Annotated in this window: 14 protein-coding genes; 10 read left to right on the top strand and 4 right to left on the bottom strand. The window is 35.8% G+C overall.

Features of this window, described 5'->3' with window-relative positions; all coding sequences use genetic code 11:
- Positions 1–256: 256 nt before the first annotated feature.
- From QP953_RS26070 to QP953_RS26055, 4 genes are all read left to right on the top strand, one after another.
- A complete protein-coding gene (locus tag QP953_RS26070) occupies positions 257–4,351 on the top strand; it encodes a hypothetical protein (protein ID WP_309553388.1) in 4,095 nt (1,364 codons plus the stop codon).
- A gap of 451 nt (positions 4,352–4,802) precedes the next feature.
- Complete coding sequence (locus QP953_RS26065; protein ID WP_309553387.1) at positions 4,803–8,894, top strand: hypothetical protein; 4,092 nt, start codon at positions 4,803–4,805, stop codon at positions 8,892–8,894.
- Positions 8,895–9,619: 725 nt separating this feature from the next.
- Positions 9,620–10,099, top strand: a complete 480-nt coding sequence (gene greA / locus QP953_RS26060; protein ID WP_052598247.1) for a transcription elongation factor GreA — start codon at positions 9,620–9,622, stop codon at positions 10,097–10,099.
- A gap of 12 nt (positions 10,100–10,111) precedes the next feature.
- The gene (locus QP953_RS26055) at positions 10,112–10,504 is read left to right on the top strand and encodes an HIT family protein (RefSeq protein ID WP_052598246.1); all 393 of its coding nucleotides are present in this window, start codon (positions 10,112–10,114) and stop codon (positions 10,502–10,504) included.
- Positions 10,505–10,634: 130 nt separating this feature from the next.
- On the opposite strand, the gene QP953_RS26050 is transcribed toward QP953_RS26055, so the two are convergent.
- From QP953_RS26050 to QP953_RS26040, 3 genes are all read right to left on the bottom strand, one after another.
- On the bottom strand, positions 10,635–12,305 hold the full coding sequence (locus tag QP953_RS26050) for a peptide MFS transporter (protein WP_052598245.1): 1,671 nt from the start codon (positions 12,303–12,305) through the stop codon (positions 10,635–10,637).
- Between the two features lie 209 nt (positions 12,306–12,514).
- Positions 12,515–14,287: a VWA domain-containing protein gene (locus QP953_RS26045; protein WP_309553386.1), complete on the bottom strand. Its 1,773-nt coding sequence runs from the start codon at positions 14,285–14,287 to the stop codon at positions 12,515–12,517.
- Between the two features lie 215 nt (positions 14,288–14,502).
- Entirely contained in the window at positions 14,503–15,600 is a 1,098-nt protein-coding gene (locus tag QP953_RS26040; protein WP_309553385.1) for a methylmalonyl-CoA mutase family protein, read from the bottom strand.
- Positions 15,601–16,828: 1,228 nt separating this feature from the next.
- Here QP953_RS26040 and QP953_RS26035 point away from each other — a divergent pair.
- From QP953_RS26035 to QP953_RS26025, 3 genes are all read left to right on the top strand, one after another.
- Positions 16,829–17,827, top strand: coding sequence for a sugar phosphate nucleotidyltransferase (locus QP953_RS26035; protein WP_052598242.1), 999 nt, complete (start codon positions 16,829–16,831; stop codon positions 17,825–17,827).
- A gap of 159 nt (positions 17,828–17,986) precedes the next feature.
- Entirely contained in the window at positions 17,987–19,378 is a 1,392-nt protein-coding gene (locus tag QP953_RS26030) for a dipeptidase (RefSeq protein WP_052598241.1), read from the top strand.
- A 141-nt stretch (positions 19,379–19,519) separates the two neighbouring features.
- Complete coding sequence (locus QP953_RS26025; protein ID WP_309553384.1) at positions 19,520–22,672, top strand: CHAT domain-containing tetratricopeptide repeat protein; 3,153 nt, start codon at positions 19,520–19,522, stop codon at positions 22,670–22,672.
- 54 nt (positions 22,673–22,726) lie between these two features.
- Here QP953_RS26025 and QP953_RS26020 read toward each other — a convergent pair whose 3' ends face one another.
- Complete coding sequence (locus QP953_RS26020) at positions 22,727–23,428, bottom strand: DUF2461 domain-containing protein (protein ID WP_052598239.1); 702 nt, start codon at positions 23,426–23,428, stop codon at positions 22,727–22,729.
- A gap of 562 nt (positions 23,429–23,990) precedes the next feature.
- On the opposite strand from QP953_RS26020, the gene QP953_RS26015 reads away from it, so the two are divergent.
- From QP953_RS26015 to QP953_RS26005, 3 genes are read left to right on the top strand one after another with little or no spacing between them, the layout of a single operon-like run.
- Positions 23,991–24,980, top strand: coding sequence for a hypothetical protein (locus QP953_RS26015; protein ID WP_309553383.1), 990 nt, complete (start codon positions 23,991–23,993; stop codon positions 24,978–24,980).
- On the top strand, positions 24,977–26,035 hold the full coding sequence (locus QP953_RS26010; protein WP_052598237.1) for a sensor histidine kinase: 1,059 nt from the start codon (positions 24,977–24,979) through the stop codon (positions 26,033–26,035). Before QP953_RS26015 ends, QP953_RS26010 begins: the two co-directional genes overlap by 4 nt.
- A gap of 11 nt (positions 26,036–26,046) precedes the next feature.
- Positions 26,047–26,739 (top strand): LytTR family DNA-binding domain-containing protein, encoded by a 693-nt coding sequence (locus QP953_RS26005; protein ID WP_052598236.1) that lies wholly within the window; start codon positions 26,047–26,049, stop codon positions 26,737–26,739.
- The last annotated feature ends 58 nt before the right edge of the window (positions 26,740–26,797 follow it).

Raw genomic sequence — 26,797 nt, 5'->3', positions numbered from 1 at the left:
GCGTGGTACTTGTTATTTTTTGAACGATTATTTATATCCCTAATAATAAATGGAAATGTAGATGTCTTGGTTAAACGACGACTGCTAAATACATATTAATCAAATCGATTCTTTCTATAAAGAAATAAAAGCATTGGTGTGTATAGTGGTCATTGTTAAAGATATAGAATCATTCATTTTGATGATTGCCTTGTTTGGGCGAATTGTTTATCAATCTTGTAACTAATTATTACCTCCTGCCTAAAAACAGTAAAAAATGACAAAAATTAACAATTGGCTTAGTATAATCATTTACTTAGCATGGTTTCCTTTTGCTTATGCTCAAGAGTTAGGGCACACCGAAAATAGCCCGCTACCTGCGAATACAAATACAACCAAAACATTTCGTTCATCTTGTATTGGTTCTAGAGCGCAAACCGATTTAAATATCAATAATGTACGGGCAAGATTACGAGCAGGAGGGGATATATGGTGGGATGGCGTAGAATCTCATTATGTTGTTCCTAATATAGATCCAGCTTCTGGCGAACCTGAGGTATCGGCATTGTTTGCAGGAGCGATTTGGTTAGGGGCTTATGATGATGGTGGAAATCTAATTCTTGCCGCTCAAACTTATCGAAGTAGAGGGAATGACTATTGGACAGGACCACTAGATCCTGACTTGGGAACTATTGAAAAAATAGATTGTGAGCGTTGGGACTTACATTTTACGGTATTAGGGAGTGATATTGATGCTTTAAGGGCTGACCATTTAGATCCACTGAACCCTGGTGTACAAAATACTCCTTCGAAAGGATTATTGGGATGGCCTGCAAAAGGGAATCCACATTTCCTAACAATACATGGATTTGATATTCGTGATTACAATCAAGAATTGGCACCGTTTATAGATTATGATGGTAATGGTATCTACGATCCTTATCAAGGAGATCATCCAATTATAGAAGTGTCAGGTTGTGAAAGTTCAAATTATAACAATCCAGTTTATGCGGATCAAATGACTTGGTGGGTGTATAATGATAATGGTAATTTACATGGACATTCGTCAGGACAAGCTATGAAAATGGAGATTCAGGCAATGGCTTTTGGGTATACAACTACGAATTCTATTAACGATATGTCTTTCTATCGGTACAAGTTATTAAATAGAAATAAATTGGCATTAAACAGCACCTATTTCTCCCTGTGGACGGATCCCGCTTTAGGTTGCCCAACAGATGATTATATTGGTTGCGATACAGTGACAGGAATGGGCTATGTTTACAATCAAGATGTTTTGGATGAAAGTAACTGTTTGGGAGGTGCTTTTCCAGGGTACGGAACGGAAGTACCAGCTTTGGGAGTAGATTACTTTAGAGGGCCATTGGATTCTTCGGGTAAACAAATTGGATTATCTTCTTTCCAATACCATATCAATAGCAACTCTGATCCGAAGGGAGATCCTACGAGTACATTAGGCTTCTATCGGCTGATTTCAGGCTACTGGCCCAATGGAACTCCAATTACAGCAGGAGGGGATGGATACGACCCCGGTAATCAAACAGCAACCCCGACTCCTTATGTGTTCCCATCATTTCCAAATGAAAGCGGTGCTGGAACATGGTCGATGTGTAGCGAAGGTTTATCAGGGCTAGATCAGCGTTTCTTACATACCTCAGGGCCATTTGTCTTGAAACCAGGAGCTACCAATGAAATGATTTCAGGAGTAGTATGGGTGCCAAGTATCCCAGATTATCCATGCCCATCGTTGCGTCCATTGGTAGAGGCAGATGTATTAGCACAGAACTTATTTGATAACTGTTTTAAAATAATAGATGGTCCCGATGCTCCATATATCGATGTCATCGAAATGAACGAAGAGCTGGTCTTGAATTTAACATATAATGAGAATCAAAATAATTTTGGATTAAGTTATTCTGAAACTCCAGGTGAGTTGAAGCCTTTTGCACCATTGGATACAACCTATACTTTTCAGGGATATAAAGTATACCAAGTACAAAATGCTAATATCTCTGTAACAGAGTTGGAGGACGAGACAAAAGCACGTTTAATTTTCCAAACAGATGTAAATGATAATGTTTCTAAGATTGCGAATTGGGAAAAATTTTATGACGAGGATTTAGGAATTGATGTTTCTGTTCCAACGATTCAAGTAGAAGGTACGAACCAAGGTATCAAACATACATTTAGAGTAGTAGAAGACCAATTTGCAGAGGGAGAAAAAGATTTGATCAATCACAAGCCTTATTATTTCTGTGTGGTTGCTTATGCTCATAACGAGTATGAAAAATTCAATCCTGTTACCAATACAGGACAGGCAACACCTTACTTACAAGGTCGAAAAAATTTCAGAATATACACAGGAATACCAAGAATCAACGATTCAGAATATTCAGGAATTAGCCTACAGTCAGCTTATGGTGACCGTCCAGGGATTACAAGAATAGATGGTTCCGGAACAGGGTCCAAGCAGTTTTTGGAGATTACGAACCTAAGCAGTATAGAAAATGCGATTGTAAATGGAGAAAATGTAGGAAGAATAGATTATGCATCAGGACGAGCGCCAGTAGATGTAAAAGTAGTAGACCCCTTGCGCGTGCCTCAAGGTACTTACCAGTTGTATGTTTGTGATGAAAATTATACTTGGACACGAGATAGTGCTACTCAAGTATATGTAGCGAACAAAGATACATTCCCTGTGTTGGGTGATTCAATTTATTGGGTGTTAAAAGATGTGAATGATCCTACGGTATTGTGGTCTTCATTCCAAACAATGGATTGGGATTACGAACAATATGTACCAGATTTGGGAATATCTGTAAGTTTACAACAAGTAGTGGGACCAAGTGGACAAGGGGAGCAAAATATAGCGAACAACACCGGTTGGGTAGGTTCAGAGATTGTTTACTCTGATAGTGTGACCTATGGTAAATGGTATACAGGAGTAGAGGATAATGAAGGCGTCTTTAACATGATCAAGAATGGACCAGGAGAAGACGATGAGTTGTTTGATCCAAACAAAGAATATTCAACTAGTGTAGGAGGATGGTATCCCTTTATGTTGTGTGATGGAGAATTACGAACAACAGATTACTACTTTTCTTTGATGAACATCGGCTCATCAGGAGCACGATTTAGAAACAAGAATTCGAACATAGCAGCGAAAGTACGAGATACGATGTTGGTTGCCTTGAATAATGTAAATGTAGTATTGACTCCCGATCAAAGTAAGTGGAGTAGATGTATTGTAACCGAGACCTTTAACCGTTATCATGGTAGTGGATATTTGGGACAAACAGCCCCCTCAGGACGTCGTCAGATGGAATGGAAGGGAAGTACTCCAAGTGGAACGAAGCCTACTTACTATTCAAGAAACAAGGATATGTCGATTGACTTGACGAGTACAGGAATGTCATGGTTCCCCGGTTATGCTTATGATGTAGAAACAGGAGAGCGTTTGAATGTCTTCTTTGGAGAGAATTCATTGTACAATGGAGTGATCTTGGAGGAGAATATTGCCGAAGGAGTAAGTACAGGAGATGATATGATCTTTAACCCAACAGCAACGGCATTTGCAGGACCGAACTCTATCGATGAGGATGTTCAGTTCTTACGTTCGGTATTGGGAGGTCAGCACATCATTTATGTAACGAGAACGAAGTATGATTCTTGTAAGAGTATTATCGATCAATACAATGGTATCTTACCTATCTTCACTCCAGATAACAATCTCGTTAGAAACATGGATATAACATGGGCATCAATGGCATTGTTAACACCCGGAGTAGAAATGGGGGGTACATATGGCGAGATCCCACCAACGGATATGACAGTAAAATTACGAGTCAATCGTCCTCATGAAATAGAGCGAGGTACGTATGAGAACTTGGGTTATCCATTGTATGAATTTAGCTTGGATGGTTTGCAACCAACGAAAGAGGATACAGAAAAAGCCACCAGTGCTTTAGATTTGATGCGAGTAGTACCAAATCCATACTATGCTTATTCAGATTATGAGGTAATCGAGACAGATAATGTAGTGAAAGTCATCAACATTCCTGCAAAATGTGACATCCGTATTTACTCATTGGATGGACGATTGGTAAGAGAGTTTAAAGTAGGACAAATTTATGGAGATGTCGTTAGAAATGGAAAAGCTCGTTTGGGGCAATTTGGAAACCCTGATATTGAAAATCAAATCACAACATCCGTGAAATGGGATTTGAAGAACTATTCAGGAGTTCCTGTAGCTGGGGGCGTTTATTTGATCCATGTCAAAGTCGATGGAGTAGGAGCTAAAGTATTGAAAAGCTTTATCATTAATCGTGCTTTGGATGCTCAAAAACTCTAGGGAGTATATTAGTTGACTTATTGGTAATAAAATTATATTTAATGCGCTTGTTTCTTATGAGATTGAGCGCATTTTTTATTAACGATGGTTTGAGGTAACAAAGTAAATAACTGGCTCTATTAGCTTTGAATTGATAGTTTTTTATTGGGAAAATAGTGCTGAATAGTTTGTTAGAAAAGATAAGTAGGAATTTAAAATGTTGAGGAATATTGAAATCTGTTATTTACTTTACATAAATAACCAACGATATTTATAATGTGCAAAAAGAGTCAAATGGGCAAAAATACCTCTTTTGTATGATAATGGCAATTATTAGAAATAGGTAGCTCCTCAAGCCATTATCCTTATTTACTACATTAGGACATAGATGATTGCTGAACTTCAGAAAAGACATTTTCTGGAGGTAGGACTTCCTATGCCTTTATTAAAATTCTCAATCAAAATTATTACTATGAACAAACTATCTTTTATAACCATTCTCATAGTCTATTTTTGGACTATACCGATAGAAGGAGAAGCACGGGATTTTGTAGGCGATAAAAACAAACCTTCCACACCGAAGAATATAGGATTCAGAAGCAATTGTACAGAATCTAGAGCAGAAACAGATTTGAATATCAATAATGTTCGGGCAAGACTGCGTGGAGGAGGTGATATGTGGTGGGATGGACAACAAGCTAGATATATTGTTCCCAATGTTGACCCAGCATCAGGAGAACCCGAAATTTCTTCTTTGTATGCAGGAGGGATTTGGATAGGTGCTTATGATGGCGGCGGAAATTTGATTCTTGCTGCTCAAACTTATAGAAATAGAGGAAACGACTATTGGCCAGGACCTCTCAATACCCAAACGGCTACAATTGATAAAAACGAATGTGCTCGTTGGGACAAGCATTTTACAGTATATGGTAGAGATATAGATGCATTGAGGGCAGATTTTTTAGATCCACTATCGCCAGGGATAGACGATACCCCATCAAAAGCGTTATTGGGGTGGCCAGCACGAGGCAACGTACATTTTGCAGCCATTCATGGTTTTGATATTTTAGGTTATGATCAAGATTTAGCCCCTTTTGTAGATAAGAATGGGGATAATCGGTATAATCCTTATGATGGAGATCATCCAATTGTAGAAGTTGTGGGTTGCGATAGAACAGATTATTCCAATCCCGTTTATGCAGATCAGATGACATGGTGGGTCTATAATGACAAAGGAAACCTGCATACTCAGACACAAGGGAAATCAATGGATATGGAGGTACAAGCTTTGGCTTTTGGATATTCTACGACAGATGCTGTCAACAATATGACCTTTTACCGTTATAAGTTATTAAATAGAAACCAACTCCGATACAATGATACGTATTTTTCTTTGTGGACGGATCCTGATTTAGGATGTTCAGAGGATGATTATATTGGTTGTGATACTTCGACAGGAATGGGGTATGTCTATAATGCTTATCCTTATGATGATAATCCTTGTGGACAAGCAGGAACACCTGGGTATGGGGCACAAGTTCCTGCCTTGGGAGTCGATTATTTTAAAGGCCCTTTGGATTCTACTAAAAAAGAAATTGGTTTATCTGGTTTTCAATACTACAGAAGAGGTGGTGGTGGTATTGGTGACCCGCAAACAGCAATTCAACATTATCGGTTGATGTCTGGTCTTTGGATAGATGCTACTCCTGTTACTCAAGGAGGAAATGGCTATGATCCCAATAATCCTAATGCTGTTCCAACAAGATATGTATTTCCTAGTTTTCCGACTGACGACAGCCCCGGTGCTTGGTCTATGTGCCAAGAGAACTTAAATGGCTTGGATCAACGCTTTTTGCACACCTCAGGACCCTTTACTTTATTGCCTGGGGCTACCAATGAAATGATATCGGGGGTTGTATGGGTTCCTGAAGTGCCTTATTCTGGTTGTGCTTCTTTGGAATCTCTGGTTACTGCTGATGAATTAGCACAAAATCTATTTGATGGCTGTTTTAAAATAACAAATGGTCCAGATGCTCCTAATATGGATGTTATTGAAATGGATAAGGAATTAGTATTGAATTTAAGTTATGGTGCCAATAGTCCTTTTGATTATGAAGAGTCTCCAGCTATATTGGCACAGCATGCACCTTTGGATACGAGCTACAATTTTCAGGGGTATAAAATTTACCAAGTAGTAGGACCAAATGTTTCTGTTACAGAATTAGATGATGAAAGCAAAGCAAGTTTAATCTACCAGTGTGATGTGGAGGATGATGTAACTACCATTGCCAATTGGGAGGAATTTAGAAATGATGCGGCTCAAATTGATTTACTGACACCTGTGATTAAGGTAGAAGGAGCAAATAGTGGCTTGAAGCATACTTTTAAGGTCGTTGAAGATCAATTCGCAACAGGAGAAAAAAACTTAATCAATCATAAACCCTATTATTTCTGTGTGGTTGCTTATGCACATAATGAGTATCAAAAGTATGATCCTGTAACGAGAAAAGGGCAAGATAAAGCTTATTTGCAAGGGCGTCGCAATTTTAGAATTTATACAGGTATTCCAAGAATTAATGCGCCCGAATATTCTGGTATTCAATTAAAATCAGAATATGGTGATCAACCACAGATAACTCGATTAGATGGTCAAGGTGTAGGATCAGGAGAGTTTTTAAATATTGCGAATATAGAAGAAGTAGAGTCTGCTATTTTAGCCGGTAATAATGTTGGAAGAATCACTTATAAGGAGGGGCAAGCGCCTATCAAAGTAAAAATTGTAGATCCCTTGCGTGTTCCTGCGGGAACGTTCCAAGTTCGTGTATGTGATCAATTGTATGGTTGGCTTTATGATGCTAATTTAGATGCTTATATTCCACAACCAGCCAATGTGACAACCTTGTCTGATTCTGTTTATTGGATGTTGTCTGACCCACAAGATCCGAGCATCGTATGGTCGTCTTATCAAACTATGGACTGGAACTACGAGCAGTATATTCCAGATTTAGGAATCTCTCTTGAATTGGAGCAGAAAGATAAGCCAAGTCATAATGGAAATGTAGGATTTATCGGTTCTCAAATTGCATATGAAGATACTACTTATGGTGAATGGTATCATGGACTAAACGATGGGGACGGCATTCTAAATATGTTAAAAACAGGAAATAATGAGGCTGATCAAAGGTTTGATCCAGAGCAGTTGTATTCTGAATCAGAAGGAGGTTGGTACCCATTTATGTTGTGTGATGCACAACGAGATTTTGATGGCCCTTATTTGTCACTAGGGAATATTGCCTCGGATGGCTCCAAATTAAGAAATGATACAGTGCCAGGAGCACCAATAATACCTAATAAAGTACGGGATACATTATTATCTAACTTAAATAACGTCAATATAGTAATGTCTCCTAATCAAGATGAGTGGAGTCGCTGTATTGTTGTTGAAACGGCTAATTTTTATCATGGTAACTCTTTCTTAGGAAGTGTAAGCTCCAATTGGCAAATACCTTCTAAGCGAGATCAAATGGAATGGAGAGGAAGTGTTGGACCAAGTTTTGGAGTTCCCAAACCAGTGTATCCTTCTCGAAACAAAGATATGTCTATTGATAACAGTACTGTTGGTATGTCTTGGTTTCCTGGATATGCTTATAATGTGGAAACAGGAGAACGATTGAATATTTTCTTTGGAGAAAATTCTTTATACAATGGTAGTGTTTTAGAGGAGGGTTTGAACCCTGGTAGTAGTACTGGAAACGATATGATTTTTAACCCAACTAATGTACAAACGACAGGTCCTTTTTCAACGGATGAAAAAGTACAATTACTAAGAAATGTACAAGGCGGACAGCATATTATTTATGTAACCAATCAGCCTTATGACTCTTGCAAAAGCGTTATTGCAGAGTTTGATAAAGTGAATCCTAACATTCCTCTTGATAAGGATATTCATATTTACAAAAATCTAGTTGTGACGTGGGCATCAATGGCAGTACCGACAACTATGCAGGGAACGTATGGTGAAGTTCCTCCAACCAAAGCGAGAATTAAGTTAAGAGTTGATCGCCCGTTTGAAATAGAAGAAGGAACGAATGAGAATTTAGGATATCCATTGTATGAATTTTCATTAGACAAATTTGTTCCTACAAAAGAAGAACAAGAGACGGCTGTTTCTGCTTTAGATTTAATGCGTGTGGTTCCAAACCCTTACTATGCTTATTCTGATTATGAGATACTAGAAACGGATAATGTTGTCAAAATTACAAATATTCCTGCTAAATGTCATATTAGGATTTACTCGTTGGATGGTCGATTTATAAAAGAATTTAAAATAGCACAAGAGTACAAGAATTCAGCTAAAAATGGTATTGCGAGAATTGGACAAGGATATGAAGGACCTCTGGCTGATGCACAAATCAAAACATCAGTTGAATGGGATGTGAAAAACTATGCTGATGTACCTGTTGCTTCAGGAGTTTATCTAATTCACGTCAAAGTAGAAGGAGTAGGAACCAAGGTGTTAAAAAGTTTTGTTATTAATCGAGCTTTTGATGCGCAGCGCTTGTAAGAAGCTCTCAATTGCTATTGAATATCCTTATAAACTGTATCAAAAGGTATAGGGATGGAATCCTACTTGACTGATAATCAGAGTGCTAATGTTTTTGATTTTCCTTTTAAAACTTTGATAATCAGTTTTGTGTGTCGCTGCTGAGTTTTTTTAAGAATTTTAAACTAAAAAAATAGCAGACTATTAGGCTAATAACTGGCATTTATCTTAATAATTTTATATATTTGCCTTTATACGGAATAAAGAACGTTCCTCCCAAAAACTGGGAGGAACGTTCTTTTTATTGCTTTTATGCGATAGAATTGCTAATCGGGCATCAGTTTTTTTCTTCAAGATAGCCTATCCATTACCAAATAAGTAAGTGTAAATAGAAAGGATTATTTTTAAGAATATGGGAACTTTTGAGCAACCTCTTCGTTAGGAATGGAGTTTTATAAATGAATTGAATTTTCTAGCAAATTCAAATTTTAAAAAGAAATATTTAATTGCAGGTTACGAATAGCACGAAACGTAACCGTTTTACAGCAAATTTATAAGGTAAGTAAGTTTTGATAGTAGATGATGGGTAAAATTATTAGAAATTTTGATGAGAAACAAGGTGAAAAAAAGTAGTGATAGCAGCGTTATCACGAGACTTTTTAATGAAGTTGATCTCAAAATTGCTTCTTAAGTTTATGATCATTAATTATGAATGACTACTTAATTATAATTAAAAAGAAATTATTATGTCTAAATACTCATATATGACCCAAGATGGGTTTGATAAATTGAAAAGTGAATTAGAAGTTTTGAAAACTCAAGGTCGTCAAGACGCAGCAAAAGCAATCGCAGAAGCTCGTGAAAAAGGTGATTTGTCAGAAAATGCAGAATACGATGCTGCTAAAGAAGCGCAGGGATTATTGGAGTTGAAAATTTCTGAAATGGAAAAAACGTTGTCGACAGCAAGAGTAATTAAGCAAGAAGACCTAGATGCTTCTTCAGTGGTTATTCTAAGCACCATTAAAATTAAACAGGTGAAGACCAAAAAGGAATTTGAATATACCTTAGTTTCTCAATCGGAAGCAAATTTGCGTGCAGGTAAAATTTCTGTTGATTCACCAATTGGAAAAGGGTTGCTAGGCAAAAAAGTAGGAGAAATTGCAGAGGTACAGACTCCTGGAGGAATTATGGAGTTTGAAATTTTAGATATTGCTATTAATCTTTAAAATACGCTCATTATGCCAAGTATATTCACACGTATCGTAAATGGAGAAATCCCTTGTCACAAAATTGCAGAAGATGAACAATTTTTGGCTTTTCTAGATATTGCTCCTGTTGTCAAAGGACATACACTGGTTATTCCTAAGAAAGAAGTAGATTATATTTTTGATTTGGAGGAGTCTTTGTTTTTGGGATTGCATCTGTTCTCTAAACGAGTAGCAGCAGCTATAGAAAAAACAGTCCATTGTGAGCGAATAGGGCAGACCGTTTTGGGGTTAGAAGTACCTCATGCGCACATTCACTTGGTGCCGCTCTTAAACATCCAGTTTATTGATTTTAACAAACGACAATCAATGGAACAGGAAGAATTTGTCGCTTTGGCAGAAAAAATTCGAGCTAATTTTGTTTAGATAAGAAAAAAGTATTTTTGCTTTTTGATAAAACACCTAATTCGTAGAGCGAATTAGGTGTTTTTTTATATAAAAAAAAGGTCGTTCTGAAAATATCAGAACGACCTTTTTGTAAGACTTTTTACTGCTGTTATTTGATTCCATGCATCCATTTTGTAATAACAACCGATGCCAATATCAAAAAGCCACCAGCACAAACGGCAATTAGACCTAGATTGTTAAATACGGATAAACATAAGCTTAGAGATTCTTCAGCAGGTGTTCCTTCTGGAACTACAGTAAACTGGGCAATTGTTTTACCAGCTTGATGGGCAAACGAAGAAGCCATTAACCAGAATCCCATTACAAAACCTACAACCTGTGCAGGGGCTAATTTGGTAACCATTGATAACCCTACTGGAGACAATGTTAATTCACCTAGTGTGTGCAATAAGTATAAAAACACCATAAACATAGGTGCAATTAGACCATCAACAGCACCACCTTTGGAAAAGTTTAAAATTAAAAAACCGGAACCTAACAAGATTAAACCGATTCCAAATTTTACAGGCGCAGCAGGTTCCATGTTAGCATTTGATAGCTTCACCCACAACCAAGAAAAAATAGGAGCAAATAGCATGATGAAAAACGGATTTAATGAATTGAACATTGCCGCGTTCAAATAATCGTTTGGACGCACGTTGTTCATTGTAAATACTGTCAATGCACTACCTGCTAGTTCGAAGAAGGTCCAGAAAATAATAGTAAAGAAGAAGAGCGTTACAATAACCCATATACGTTGACGTTGTACTTTTTCATACTGAAAAGAACTGTATAATAAATAAGTTACCATTATAATTCCAATACCTCCAATACCATAATCTAAAATGTCATTGTGTTGGATTAGTAATAAAAAGAACGGAATAGCAATAATAGAACCTATATAAATCAATAAATTAAGTGGAAGACCAAATAACTTAGGTTCAACGGGATTTTCTACTAATGTAAATCGTTCAACTTGATCATCGCTAGCTTCTGATTGATCTGTAGGAGTCTTTGTTGTATTATCAAGAGTAGGATCATTGTTTAAAATTTCTCCCCCATTGTTTTGGTCTAACATAATACCTGGTCCACCTGCTGTAACTTGATATGGAGCATAACCTTTGTCTTCAAGTATTCCATTGCGTTCTGCATACCAAAATATCAATAAACCTAATAACATTCCTACTCCAGCAAGTCCAAAACCAAAGTGCCAACCTAAGTTAGGATCTAAACCAACGGCACCACAAGTTAAACCAGAAAGAAACGCACCAATATTGATTCCCATATAAAAAATCGTGAAGGCTCCGTCACGTCTAGGGTCCGTTTTTGCATAAAATTTACCAATCATAGAGGATATATTAGGTTTGAAGAAACCATTACCCATGATTAATAATGCTAAAGCAGTAAGGAAGATAAGTTCGTTTTCTATAGCCATTAAGAAATGACCACACATCATTAGAAATGCTCCCCACATGATTGCTTTTCGGTATCCCATAAACTTTTCAGCCAATAAACCACCAATAAGAGGTGTTGCATATACTAATGCTCCATAGGCTCCATAAATACCATAAGCGTCACTAGTACTATAATTCATTACTTCACTAGTCATATATAATACTAATAAAGCTCGCATACCATAGTAAGAGAAACGTTCCCACATTTCTACAAAAAATAAGAAGAAGAGTACTTTAGGATGTACCTTTCTGTTTGTCGAGATAACAAAGACAATCCAAATGGCACAGAAGACCCATGCAAGAGCCATCGTAGTATATGTTCCCATAATATCCGAAGATTTTTTTTTGAGGATTAATTAATTATTAGCAAAATTTGAACTTGAAGGTAACAAATTACTAACGAAATGCGAATTAAGGGCAAAGGAAATAGATTGTTGTAGGCAAAAAATAGACTAAAACATATAAAAAAGTACAAAAAGAAGGAACTAAGAACTACTATTTTGTTGTTGTTAACTGTTCTTTTCTTTTATAGGGGTTAATTTTTTTTTTGCCGTACTTCTTGTGCTTCTATAACCAATATCTTTTTGGCATTTTCTTTTTTTATATGACGGTATTTTCCTGCCCCCATTTCACTAAGATTTTCGAGCAATTCTTTGTGATGGGTATACTCCTTTTTGGAGAAATAAAAAATGCTCAAACGGATAGGATCTTTTTCTTTAGTTCCTCGTTTGATAATTTTTTTGACCCTAGAATTAATGTTAAAGGCACCGTCTGTTGCCATGATAACCCGATTGTTACCGTTTTTAATAATACTCTCTTCGATGGTCTTGTAAGCCAATCGAATTCCTTTGTTTGCATCACTACTACCATCAGACGATAGTTGACTAATGATATCAATCACCCGTTTTTTGTTGGCCTCTGAAGTCATAGAAGTAGGTGGCAGGACGACTTCAGCTTTGCCAGAATATGTAATTAGAGTAATATTATCTTCTTCTCGCATCAAATCAAGTAATTGAACAAGAGCCTCCTTGAGCAGCGGCAGCTTATTGGTATCTTTCATTGAGGCAGAAATATCTAACAAAAACACGAGGTTATTTGTCGCAAATCCATTGAGATTCATGTCCCCAACTTGAGGATTATTTTTTCTATATTCTATGCTATCCAAAATTTGTTGGGCATAAATAGCGCTGTCTTTTTTAGCTTGAGCAATACTATCCGATTTAATTTGAGCTATGCTATCTGCTACATATTTTTCGCGCAATTTTTTGCGAATGAGTTCTTCTATATCAATGTCAGGAGCCTTGTATTGCTCGTATTCTGGAATGTCAGGGTAAAGGACTTCAAATAAGTGTGGCATTTCGTGTTCGTACAACCAATAAACGTCATTATCATTAATAAATTTGTTGAACAAGGTAGCAGCACCATCTCCCGAGCGATTGTAACTATTTAGCAAATCTATGTTATAGTAATAATAACTGGTCTTAAAGTTTAAATTTTGATACTTAGGATTACGCTGATATTCTTTTGCTATTTTTAATATATTTTGAGTCCTGTTAAGAATTTCTGCAAATCTTTTTTCAGGTGAACGCAGGGAATTGGGAATTTTTTTTAATCCTTTTAGAATGCTTTCTTGGCGACCTTCTAAACTGATCAGAAACTCATTTAATTTTAAAAAATTGTATTCTAATGAACTACTTGTGTCTCCTGCTCGAACGGCTTTTATTACTAGCTTACTTTGTTTGAGGAGTGGTTGAAGCTCTTGTGTTGCCCTTAATGCATTGCTGTCTATTTGAGGTGAGTTGTAAGTTTGGATAATTGCTGTAAGGTTCCAATGTAGTTTTTCTTGTAGGGTAAACATGTCATAGTAAAGTACTTCTACTCTACGGAGCCATTTAAACCCCTGAACGAGGTTGGTGTCTTTTTTGTAATCTCCTGTTTCGACATATTGAGCCAATAAAGAACGAGTGTCTTCTATTTCTTTAAGAACATTAACAACCTTACCAATTAACTGAAGTGGAGCACCTCGTTTATCATAAGGGATATAAATATTATCATTAAGAATTGCAGGATAAAGATCACGTGGATAAATGGGAAAGTAATCGGGGTTGGTAAGGATATTATCTTTTTCGTAAACAACTTGATCGATGCTATCTTCTACAAATTGATAAAACTGATCATTGATATGCAAGAAATCAAAATACATTAAGTTTAGTGCATGCGATACTTCATTAGAATAAACAATATAGTTATTTAATGCTTGATAGGTTGATTTCGATAAGCGTTGATTTTGAGCCTGTAAGTTAGTCAAACAGAAACAAAATACCAGAAAATGAAATGTTATTTTTTTATATAAAAATTTTCCCGTCATAGTTAATAGCTACCGACTCATCCTTACAATCAGTAGAAACAGCAATCTCTATTAGGTCTTAAGACTATAGTTTGTTAAATAATCATTGGTTTCCTTTGTTGCTCAAATTTTATCATTGGCGAATGATTTGATTTTCAATAGAAAAGCAGTTAAGATTATAGTTTGCAAAATTGTTGCCAAGCTTTTTCTGCCAATGCAACTGTTAAATTTTCGATGTAATAAGCACCAGAAGCAGGATCAACGACTCTATTCAGGTAACTTTCAGACTGCAATAAGTGTTGTACATTTCGTGCAATTCTACGAGTAAAAGCATCTGCCTTATCTAGACTGTTGCAAGGACGAACATATATAGAATCTACACCACCTATAGCAGCAGCCATCGCTTGCGTTGTGGCCGTAATCATGTTCCAATATTGATTGTCATGCTGATCACTTAGTGTTGTTGCATGCAAAAAGGGGAAAATAGCTGTAGGAGCTTCGTAGGCTTCTAACAAACCCAACCAAAGTCTTTTGAAAGCTCTAATTGATGCTAGTTCTACAAAGTAACGTTCTCCTATATTAAAATCAAAACGCAAAAAGTTTGTAATTTGTTCGATATTTTTCTCTTCTTCTTTTAAAATAGCAATCCATTGATTGGCTGTAAAAATTGCATTACTAAGACTTTGGGTAGAAGCGTCTTCTATTAAAATATTTAAAAATCTGAGTTGAGGTAAATGAACGGCACAAAAGTCAAAGCAATCACAAATTAAATCTTTGTTAAGAGATCCTAAGTTGCAACTACTACTTAATGTCTGAATATTAGGAATATGGGAGAGGGTTTCCAAAAAAGTTTTGGGAGCATCAGGAAGAGCAACCCCTTGAAAATGGATGTGAATCAACTCTAATAAAACACCTTTTAATAAACGTTGCAAATCGTCTACAGAAGGGGTGAATGAGAAATCAAATATCAAAGCATTTGCCCCTTTGTTTAAGGCTTCTAAGACTTGTAGGTTGATGGTTGTACAATCAGCAGGGTGTTTTACTAAAAAAGCTTCACAAATACGCCAGTGATTGTTAGGGCTTAAGTTAGCGCTACCAAGGTACTGAGAAGTTGTTGTCTCTTTTCGGTGCAAAGGAGATACAATAAGCCCCTCTTCAATTTCCCAATTTAAACTATCAACGGGTTTCCCTTTTAAGAATTTCTCAATGGCATCAACCCATTCTTTGGTAGTTACTTTGTCAAACTCTTGGAATAAATTCTGTGTCTGCTCCATACTTATGATTTCCTTGTCGTAATATATTGGAATACTTTATTGTCAAACAACATTGAAAAGCTCCAAAAGATCTTTTTTATATCTTTATTTTTATTTTTTAGATTTGGTTAGCACAATCACATGGTATTAGCTTTTGTCAATTGCTAAATCACAAATAAAAGTTCTGTGCATTGTCAAATATCTAGTATTCTAAAGTTGAGTAATTGGGCAGCAAAAAAACTAAAAAATATAGAGTGATTGTTAGTGCTAATTGAACAAAAATAAAACCTTAGCGAACTAATCAACAAACTACTATAGTTAAAGCATACTATCTAAAAGAACTTCTATGGGATAGATCATTTTTACCGAACCATTACTTCGTTGGTCTTTTTAGTTTGACGGATTTTTTTCACTTGGATGTTTGTTAAGAATGCAACCATAAAAAAACTCAATAGAGAGTAGTAAATATGCATTACTTCTTTATGTAAAAAAAAATGATTTAATGAATCATTACCAAGCGATTTTCATCTATTAAAACTAAGAAACAAAAATACAAATTCTTATGAAATCATGAAAGTTTTTGGGATTAGTTTGCAATCGTTTTATGGTTTTTGTTTTAAGTAGTTATAGAATAACAAATTGAAAACTTTTTTGTCAAAGTTGAAAAATATGATAGCTTGTTGAAGCAATTAAAGGGCTTTCGTTTGAAAAGAGAGCGATCAATTCTACTAGAAAAAAAATAGTTAGATTCTTTTGTCCATGACAAAAGCGGTAACTTTGTTTTCGATGGTGTTAAAGTAAGAGCTCACATACTAGTGATGAATACTTCGTCGATTATGATTTATTATGCTTATGGGATCGCAGGGCTAGTTCTCTACGGTCAATGACCTTTGGTTTTTGTACGACTAACACCAGCCTACTCAGCAATTAAAAAAATGCGACTACAAAGTAGTAATGTAGTTAAGTATTAACACTAAATAGTTGTACATTTAATCAGAAGTTGATAGAGTAGTAGTCCGTTAATAACTTCCTTTGGTTATGAAGGGAGAACTTAGTTGTTTAGAGGACTAAAATCTTAAAAATAAATTTGTCTTGTATTGGCTCTTCTGTTATATAAAAAAAGGACTTAAAAGAACAAAAAGAAACTACCTTACCTTGTTTGATAGCCATATAGTCCATCTTTCTGAGACAGTACTTGCCGATTACAAAGACTTGTTTGAGTATCTGAATGAAAAAATCAAAATAAATAATGAAAGCAGTCATTCCAGTTGCAGGAGTAGGAACTCGTTTAAGACCACACACATATACGCAGCCCAAACCACTAATTCCAGTGGCAGGAAAACCTTTAATTGCTTCAATTATAGATCAGTTAGTTGCCGATGGAGGCATTACAGAATTTATACTGGTCATTGGGTATTTAGGGGATAAGATGAGGAACTATATCGAAAACCGGTATCCTCATTTAGACATAACTTTTGTATATCAAGAAGCCAGATTGGGTTTAGGACATGCTATGTATATGGCAATCAATGCTTTTGAGGACTCCGAAGAAATTTTGATCGTATTGGGAGATACCATTTTTGAGGGAGATTTAAAAGTTTTGTTGAAGCAGCCGAATTCTTGCTTGGGAGTGAAAAAAGTAGATGACCCCAGAGAATTTGGAGTAGTAGAAATCGGAGACAACGGTTATATCAACAAGGTGGTAGAAAAACCTAGAATTCCAAAGTCAAACATGGCTTTGGTAGGACTGTACAAAATATCAGATGTCAAGAGTTTGGTTGAGGCACTGCAATATATTGTAACCAATAATGTTCTAACAATTGATGAGTATCAATTGAGTGATGCTTTGATGAGAATGGTTGAAATGGGGGTGCAGTTTACGGTATTTGAAGTAGATAATTGGTACGATTGCGGAAAGAAAGATATTTTGCTAGATACCAATGCCATGTTGTTGAGGCGGCAAGGAAATGCTTCAGAAGACATTCCTGCCTTCGAAAATACCATTATTGTTCATCCCGTGAGCATTGGCGAAAATTGTCAAATTAAAAATTCAATCATAGGTCCTAATGTGTGTATTGGGGATAATTCTATCTTGAATTATGCTATTGTAAGCAATTCTATCATTGGTAGTTATGCTATGATTGAAGAGGCTGTACTACAAAAATCAATTATAGGTAGTGATGCAGCTATCAAGGGATTGAGTTTGAGTTTAAATATAGGAGATAATACAGAAATTGATTTTTCATAATAGCCTTTGTTTATAAGTAATAGCTTGTTGAAGCCACGTAGTATAGGAAATAACTAAGTGTTCGCAATGGTTGGATAAAGGAATCAACGACCACGAAGTGGCAGCGTAGTGCTAACTATTATTATTAGATTAAGGCAATAAAAAAACATCAAGAAAAAAATGGAACAGTTGAAAAGTTACCAAGAAGCGAATAAAGAACGTTACTTGGAGGAGTTAATGGATTTGTTGCGCATTCCTTCTGTGAGCGCAGATTCGAGCTATGAAGCGGATGTTTTGAGAACAGCAAATTTTATTAAAGATAAGTTGATAGAAGCAGGTGCCGACAATGTTGAGGTTTGCGAAACGGATGGTTTTCCAATTGTTTATGCAGACAAAATTATAGATCCCAAATTGCCAACAGTGTGTGTGTATGGGCATTATGATGTTCAACCTGCCGATCCTATCGAATTGTGGAACTCTGGTCCCTTTGATCCTGTCATCAAAAAAACTGCCATCCATCCTGATGGAGCAATTTTTGCCCGTGGAGCTTGTGACGATAAAGGACAAATGTATATGCATGTTAAGGCATTTGAGAATATGATGAAAAATGATGCCTTGCCTTGTAATGTGAAGTTTATGATAGAAGGAGAAGAAGAAATTGGCTCTCCAAGCTTGGGACCTTTTATTCGTAAAAATGCAGAAAAATTTGCTTGTGATGTCATCCTAGTTTCGGATACAGGTATGATAGCCAATGATGTCCCTTCCATTTGTACAGGATTGAGAGGATTGAGTTATGTAGAAGTTGAGGTGGTTGGTCCCAACCGAGACTTACATTCGGGAATTTATGGAGGTGCCGTTGCGAACCCTGCCAATGTGTTGGCAAAAATGATTGCTTCTTTGCACGATGAAAATGGGCATATTACGGTAGATGGTTTTTATGATGATGTAGCAACGGTTTCAGACGAAGAGCGTGCGGCTATGAATAAGGCTCCTTTTTCTTTGGAAGAGTACAAAAAACATTTGGATATAGATGCTGTTCAAGGAGAAGCAGGATATACAACTTTAGAGCGTGGTTCGATTCGCCCAACCTTGGATGTGAATGGAATTTGGAGTGGCTACATCGGAGAAGGTGCTAAAACCGTTTTGCCTTCGAAGGCTAATGCTAAAATTTCGATGCGTTTGGTTCCCAACCAAGACTCGGAAACGATTACTAAATTATTTAAAGCACATTTTGAAAAAATAGCTCCTCCTTCTGTGAAAGTAACGGTAACGCCACATCATGGCGGTGAGCCAGTGGTAACGCCAACAACAGGAATTGCTTATCAAGCAGCAGACAAAGCGTATCAAAAAACATTTGGTAAATCGGCTATTCCTCAACGTTCGGGAGGATCTATTCCAATTGTGGCTATGTTTGAGGAGGTGTTGGGTGTAAAAACTATCTTGATGGGATTTGGCTTGAACTCAGATGCAATTCATTCTCCGAACGAGCATTATGGCTTATTCAATTATTATAAAGGAATTGAAACCATCCCATATTTTTATCAATACTTCACAGAATTATCTACCCAATAATTCTTTATCAATACAATCAATAGTCCGCTAAAACGACTGCTGAACCTTGTGATAATAATAATTTAGAGTAGGTTAGGCGGACTATTGGTTGTTTGAAGATAAATCAAAACTTCCCCTTTTAGCACCAAAACTCATTGTACAATGAAAAATCTTGTCCTATCCTTCCTATTTACTATACTTACGTTTCAACTACATGCTCAACAAGAAAAAATTTTGCACGACGGGCATGAACAGTATCGATCAGCTATAGATGAAGGTCGCTATGAAGAGGCTTACCAACATGCTTACGTTTGTTGGAAAACTCTAAAAGGAATGTCACCTCAGAGAGATAGTTTGTTAGGCTTAGCAGCCTATTATTTATCCTATACTTTGTATTTGAATGATAATCCAGAAGAAGCCTTGACGTATGCGTTGGAGGCTAAAAAAATGATAGAAAGAAGTTATGGAGAAGAGAGTGTTAATTATGCGTTGGTTGTCAATACAACCTCTATGATTTACTCTGATTTGGATGAGTATGATCTTGCAGAAACGTATTCTTTAGAGGCGATTAGAGTCTACGAGATGCATTTGCCAAGAAAAGAATATGATTATTTTGCTGCAAAATCAAATTTGGCAAGCTTGTACGATATATTAGGACAGCCTCAAGAAGCAAAAGTATTGTATCGATCGATCTTAGATCAATATACATTGGACAAGAGTGCAGAATTGTATACCGCTGTATTGATGAATTGGGCTTTGCTGCACGAAAGTTTAGGAGAGTATGCTGTGGCAGAAGCGGCTTATTTAGAAGCGCAACAGATTTTTAAAGAGAATAACCAAGTAACGCACCCTAATTATGCAATTTTGTTAACAAACATGGGAATTCTCTACCATTCATTAGAGCAGTTTGAGCAAACCGAAAACTTATTCTTGCAAGCGATAGAAATTTTTTCTAATGAATCCTTAGGTAATTTTTATGACATCTCTAGCGCTTACTCTGGTTTGGCGATTCTTTATAGTGACATGGAGCAGTACAAAAAGGCAGAAGAATACTATCTTAAGACAGTTGCTTTGACCAAAGAATTTATGGGGAGTAATAGCTATGATTATGCTTGGTCAATTAGCAATTTAGGGGTTTATTATGAAGAGATAGGAAATTTTGAAAAAGCCAAAGAGAAATATTTAGAAGCACAGCAAATATTTCTAAAAATATTTGATGATCAGCATATTAGCTATGCTACAAATTTGTCGCACTTATCTTCTGTTTATTTGGGGATCGAAGACTGGGATCAATCGTTGTTGCTTGCCAATCAATCCCTTATTTTATTAGAAAATATTCGAGGAAAACAACATGTTGGTTATCTAATTTTGATGAATCGGATTGCTGAGATTTATTGTAATAAGGGGAATTATTCTAAGGCATTGGATTATGCTTTTCAAACGCTAGAAATCAATGGAGATTTTCTGTTTTCAAACGACAAAATTGATAAGGCGTGGTGTGCTACAATTCTAAAACATTCTTTCTTATCGTTTGTAGATTTAAACACTTCTTTAGAAATCATTTGGCGTATTTTAGATGAACAATCAACCGAAGATGCACTTCAAAAGCAGCTCATGCTAGTAGAAATGGTCATGACTATTTTTGAACGGCACCGAAATGAATACAGTACAGAAGAAGATAAATTGTATACCTTGACTCAAAGTACAGCTTGGGCTGAGCAAGGAATTATGACTATTGGAAAACATCGAGCACATCCAAATTGGAATCAATACAAAAAACAAGCATTTGATTTTGCAGAAAAAAACAAATCGGTTTTGTTAACTGGAGACTTGCAAGCCGAAAAGGCGTATAGTTTTGGCGATTTGCCCGATTCTCTAGCTCAAAAAGAACAATTATTACAAAAAGAATACGATGATTACAAGGCTTACTTGTCGGATGATATTACCGAAGAGGAGCGACAAGAAATTTATACTTATTTGAGCGACTTATTTCTCGAGAAAAATGCTTTTAAAGAATATATAGAAGCCAATTATCCCAAATATAACCAACTTAAATATGCAGCTACCACTGTTTCAATTGAGGAGGTGCAGGCAAATTTAGATGCAACAACTGCCTTGTTAGAATACAGTGTTTCGGATTCAATGATCACGGTATTTTATATCGATCAACAACAATTTGAACTGTATACACTTCCTGTATCTTATAAAACGTTATCTTCTAAAATCGGATTATTGCACCATACTTTGAGTGATTACCAAATTTTATTAAAAGCCCCAGAACGAGCTTTCCGAAGATATACCGATGTAGCGTATTGGTTTTATGAAAACTTGTTGAAAGCAGTATTAAGTGGAAAGGATAAGATTGACCAATTGGTATTGGTTACAGATAGAGAATTAGGACACCTCCCTTTTGAAACTTTTTTGGTAGAAAATAGTGCAAACCAACAAGGTTATAAATCATTGCATTATTTAATGAACGATTATGCAATTAGCTACGACTATTCCGCAACGTTGTGGAAAGAAAACTTGAGTAAATCAGAGCGCTCCAACAACGATAAATTATTGGCAATGGCTGCTGTTTATAAGCAGTCCTTGACATCGAAAGGACATCGATCGCCTTTTTATCAACAGCAAAGAAGCATGCTTAGTCCTTTGCCCGCTGCAATCAATGAAGTGAATACCTTGGCGAAGATTTTTGAAAGTGATGTCGTGACAGGGGTAGACGCAAATGAGCGTTTTTTCAAAGAAAAAGCTTCCGAATATGGTATTATTCACTTAGCTATGCATGGTGTGCTGAATCGAAAAGCACCTATTTTGTCTAGTCTAGTTTTAACCGAAAACAACGATACCTTAGAGAATAATTTTTTGCAGGCTTATGAAATTTCTAAGATGAACTTGAATGCCAATCTTGTTGTTTTATCAGCTTGTGAAACGGGATATGGTAAGTTTGAGCGTGGCAATGGTATTGCTTCTTTGGCTAGATCGTTTATGTATGCAGGAGTACCCGCAATGGTTGTTTCATTATGGCAAGTTAATGATCAGTCAACGGCAATTGTGATGCACTATTTTTATGAAAACTTAAAACAAGGCAGCAGCAAATCAATCGCACTTCGAGCCGCAAAACAACGTTATCTGTCGGAAGTAGAAGGTATTTATGCTCATCCCGCTTTTTGGTCTTCTTTTATACAGTTAGGAAACAATCAAGCCATCGAATTAAGCAAAAAAAATACTGTTACGAAATATTGGTGGATATTGATAACAGTATTTTTGATAATGATTGTTGGAATAGGTTTTAAAGTATGGAAAAAAGAATGATTTATTGAAGTAGTAGTACAACTGGCTATTGTTAAGGCTTAATGAACAGCCAAATCAATCAGTTGGATTTGAGTCTTGTTCTACAGAAATAGCGTCTATGAAAAATTGATTCCAAGCTTTACCTGCTTCATAGTGTTTTAAGACCCAATCCATCAAATCTTCTTGGAGTAAAATACTTTCATCATCTTCGTATTGAGCCATAAAATAGAATTGCTTGTTCGCAATTAATGGCTCTTTTGTTAGAGCTTCTTTAAATTCTTTAGGAATACGCTTGTTTTGCTCTCCTTGAATGGCACCATAAATTTCCTTGAATCTTTTATCTTCTTTGAGTTGGCGCACCTTTTCTGGATGTCGAGCAATATGCTCTCGGATTAATTGCAAGTTTTCCTTATCTGGACGATACATCCCACCACCAAGCCAAAGTTCTCCTACGCTAAACTGGAGGTACATACCTGGGATTTGCATATTTTTGCGTCCGCCATTAGAGATGATAGCACTGACATGTAGCTTATAGGGTGTTTTGTCTTTTGAAAAACGAATGTCTCTGTTGATTCTAAAAGTAGCATTTTTAACCTCTAGGTCTAATTCAGGGTCATATCGTTCCTTAATTGTTTGAATTAGATCGGTTAAAAATTTAGCAAAGGCTTTTTTTACTTCTTTCTCGTACGTTTTTTTATTCTCATGAAACCAATCTTTATTATTATTAGGGGCTAACCCCTTAAAGAAATTGTTGAATCCTTCGGTAAAGTATTGCATATATGGTTTGTTTATGGTGTGGTAATATCTAGTGTAAATATTAGTAATTATCTAATGATTTTTAAGCGCTCCTTTGATCTGTTCTGCTCGTTTTGTTCTCGTTTGGATAGAGCTATTATCTAATGCGAACGACCTCCACAACAAATAAAACCCTCTTTAAAACGAAAGCAATGTAAGGAACACAGTCCTAGGTAGTCGATAGAATATTTCATTTGGCAGATTATACTAAGGGGTAGCGCATTAAAATGTTATTTTTAAATAGCAATAGTTCGTTGAAAAACTTTATTAGTTTACTTCGTGAGTGCTGCGCAGTTGATAATTAATAAGTTGTAAGTTTACTGTGTTTTGTGTTAAAGCTTTGATTATTAAACTAATATAAATGTGTTTTTTTATCTTTTTGGTAAAAAAGTAAAAAATCAACGAACTACTAAAATAGTAGACATGATTACGAATGAAATGGTATGCCTACAAAAATATCTTTTTCTGATTGACTTCGTCAAATGCTCTACTTCAGTCTAGTAAAAATTATTGCTATAAATATAATATAACGAATGGATTTTCTATGAAAGATAATACTTTACCAGCTCCATTAATCATTTTTTTGCCGCTTTTAGTGCTTTTAAGCAGTATCTTGATTGCGAAGTACTTTCCTTTAGACTCATCTTTATCAATAGGAATCACTGCTGATTTGGTTCTTACATTTCCTTTGCTTTATTTGGTGTTAATCTGGAATCGAAAAATTCCTAAAACAACGGCTATACCTATATTGTTTATTGGTGTCGTAGTCGGAAATTACATCTTGCCCGATGATCAACAGGTTTACTTGAATGCTATTAAATGGTATGTTTTACCTATTGTAGAATTAGCCGTTTTAATTTATATTCTATACGGAATCTATAAGGTGTCGCAAGCCTATAAGGCAAGCGATGCGGCTGATTTTTATACCAAGTTACTGTATGTCAGTCAACAGCTATTTCCTAAAAAAGTGAGCTATTTCATCGCTAGTGAATTGAGTATTCCTTACTATTGTTTTTTTTGTTGGCAAGCCCCAATATTAAAACAAAATCAATTTTTTTATCATAAAAAAAGTGGTAGCATAGCCTTGTTGTGGGCGTTGATAATGATTTTAATCGTGGAAACGATTGCCTTACATTTTATAGTAGGCTTATGGAGCACAACAGCAGCTTGGGTCTTAACGATATTGAGTATTTACACTTGCTTTCAGGTGTTAAGTTTGATTAAAAGTATGCCTCAACGTCCTTTTGAGGTAAAAGAAACCGTACTTTGGTTAGCTTATGGAACCTTGTGTGAGGCTAAAATACCTTTGGAGCAAATCGAACAGGTTCTGGATTATGATAGAACAAAAGATACAACCAATGCTGTTCGTTTTTCGCCTCTAGGAGAATTAGAAACTCCCAATTTATGGCTCAAATTTAAGCATCCAATCAAAATAACTACTACATTTGGAAAACAAAAAGAATGCAGTGATTTACTGTTGTTTGTAGACGACAAAGAAGGGTTTCAACAATATCTTGCGAACAGCTTAATATGAAACAACAAACTATTATTTTAATCCATATCATTTTATGGTTGCTATTTGTCTTGCCAATAAGTTGCACGTCTATTGTCCTATTTAAGTTATATCCAGAATTAATATGGTCATTTTATCCTGAAGCAACGATGCATTACGTATTGACAGATGCGTTGTATAATACCCTTTCTTTTGGCATTTCTTTTTACCTTTTTTATTTTTTTGTGTTTAAATGGCTGTTTCGTTCCTCTAATTTATTACAAGGAATTGCAAAAACACTCGTATTATTTGTGATGCTATTTCTAAGCGAACTATTGATCATTCAGCTTTTTTATCCGACTAGTTTTACAGAAAAAGATTTTTTGTTAGGAGCAGAAATTACATTGTTCATATGGTTGTTGTTTCGATTAGGTTTGTCAATGGGAGCAAAAGGATTTGTGGAATATATTCAGGAAAGAACGAAAAGAAAGGAATTGGAACATTTTAATTTTCAAAGTGAGTTATCGTTATTTAGAGCGCAGATCAATCCTCATTTTTTATTCAATACCTTGAATAATATTGATGCTTTGATTTATACTAACCCCGACAAAGCTTCTGAAACTCTAATTCAGTTGTCCAAGCAAATGCGCTATTTGTTGCACGATTCCAATGTTGAAAAAATTGCTCTGACAGAAGAAATTCAATTTATTAGAAATTATATAGATTTGGAAACCATCCGAATTAAAAATAAACACTTTGTCCATTTTGCAGTAGTAGGAAAACCTCAAGGCATTCGAATCGCACCAATGCTATTCATTGCTTTTGTTGAGAATGCATTTAAACATAGCAGTGACCGATCTTGTGATGCTGGTTTGCAAGTATCTTTTTCGATAACAGAAGATGCCTTATTATTTCAGTGTAAGAACAGATATAAGAAACGCCCTACAGTAGAAAAAATGGAATACAGTGGCATTGGTTTGGATTTGGTCAAAAAACGATTGAACTTGATTTATAATTCGAATTACAATTTGAGCATTCATTCAACTGATGATTGGTATGTGGTGCAATTGGAGTTCCCTTTAACTTGTTTACGTTAATTTAAGACAAGATGAATTGTATTATTATAGAAGATGAACCTTTGGCAACCGAAAAGCTGAGTGCTTTTGTTAATCGAATGCCTGGGTTAAATTTGTTAAAAACATTTGACAATGCCTTATTGGCAATGGATTATATTGCTAGAAATAGCATTGATCTGATCTTTTTAGACATTCAGATGGAGGCATTAACAGGCATTGAATTTTTAGAAAGTACCCAAACGAATGCGCAGGTGATTATCACGACAGCTTACAGTGATTATGCCTTAAAAGGATATGAATTGAATGTTGCCGATTATTTATTAAAGCCATATGCGTTTCGTCGTTTTGTTCAAGCCATAGACAAAGTAAAGACTCAGTATCAATTGATGCAACAATCGAATAGTACAAAAGACTTTATCTTTGTTAAAACAGAGTACCGTGTTGAGAAGGTAAATTTAGCAGACATTCTCTATATTGAAGGAATGAAAGATTATTTGCGCTTGGTAACTCAACTAGGCAACATAATGACATTACAACGTTTCAAAACCTATGAGGATTACTTGCCTGCACAGCAATTTGTTCGTGTACACAAATCCTATATCGTTGCTTTGGATAAGATAGAAAGCATTGAGCGAAATCGAATTAAGATAGGGGAGAAGAGAATTCCCATTAGTGAAACTTACAAGGATGCTTTTAATCAATTGTTAGATGGAAGACGTTTTTGATAGATGGTAGACATATCAATGTGGTCGTTTCGTGCTTGCAATAGTTGCTAGAAAATTG

The organism is Aureispira sp. CCB-E (genome assembly GCF_031326345.1).
GTDB lineage: Bacteria > Bacteroidota > Bacteroidia > Chitinophagales > Saprospiraceae > Aureispira.
The sequence above is the reverse complement of the archived record's forward strand: the minus strand, read 5'-3'. Positions and strand labels throughout refer to the sequence as shown.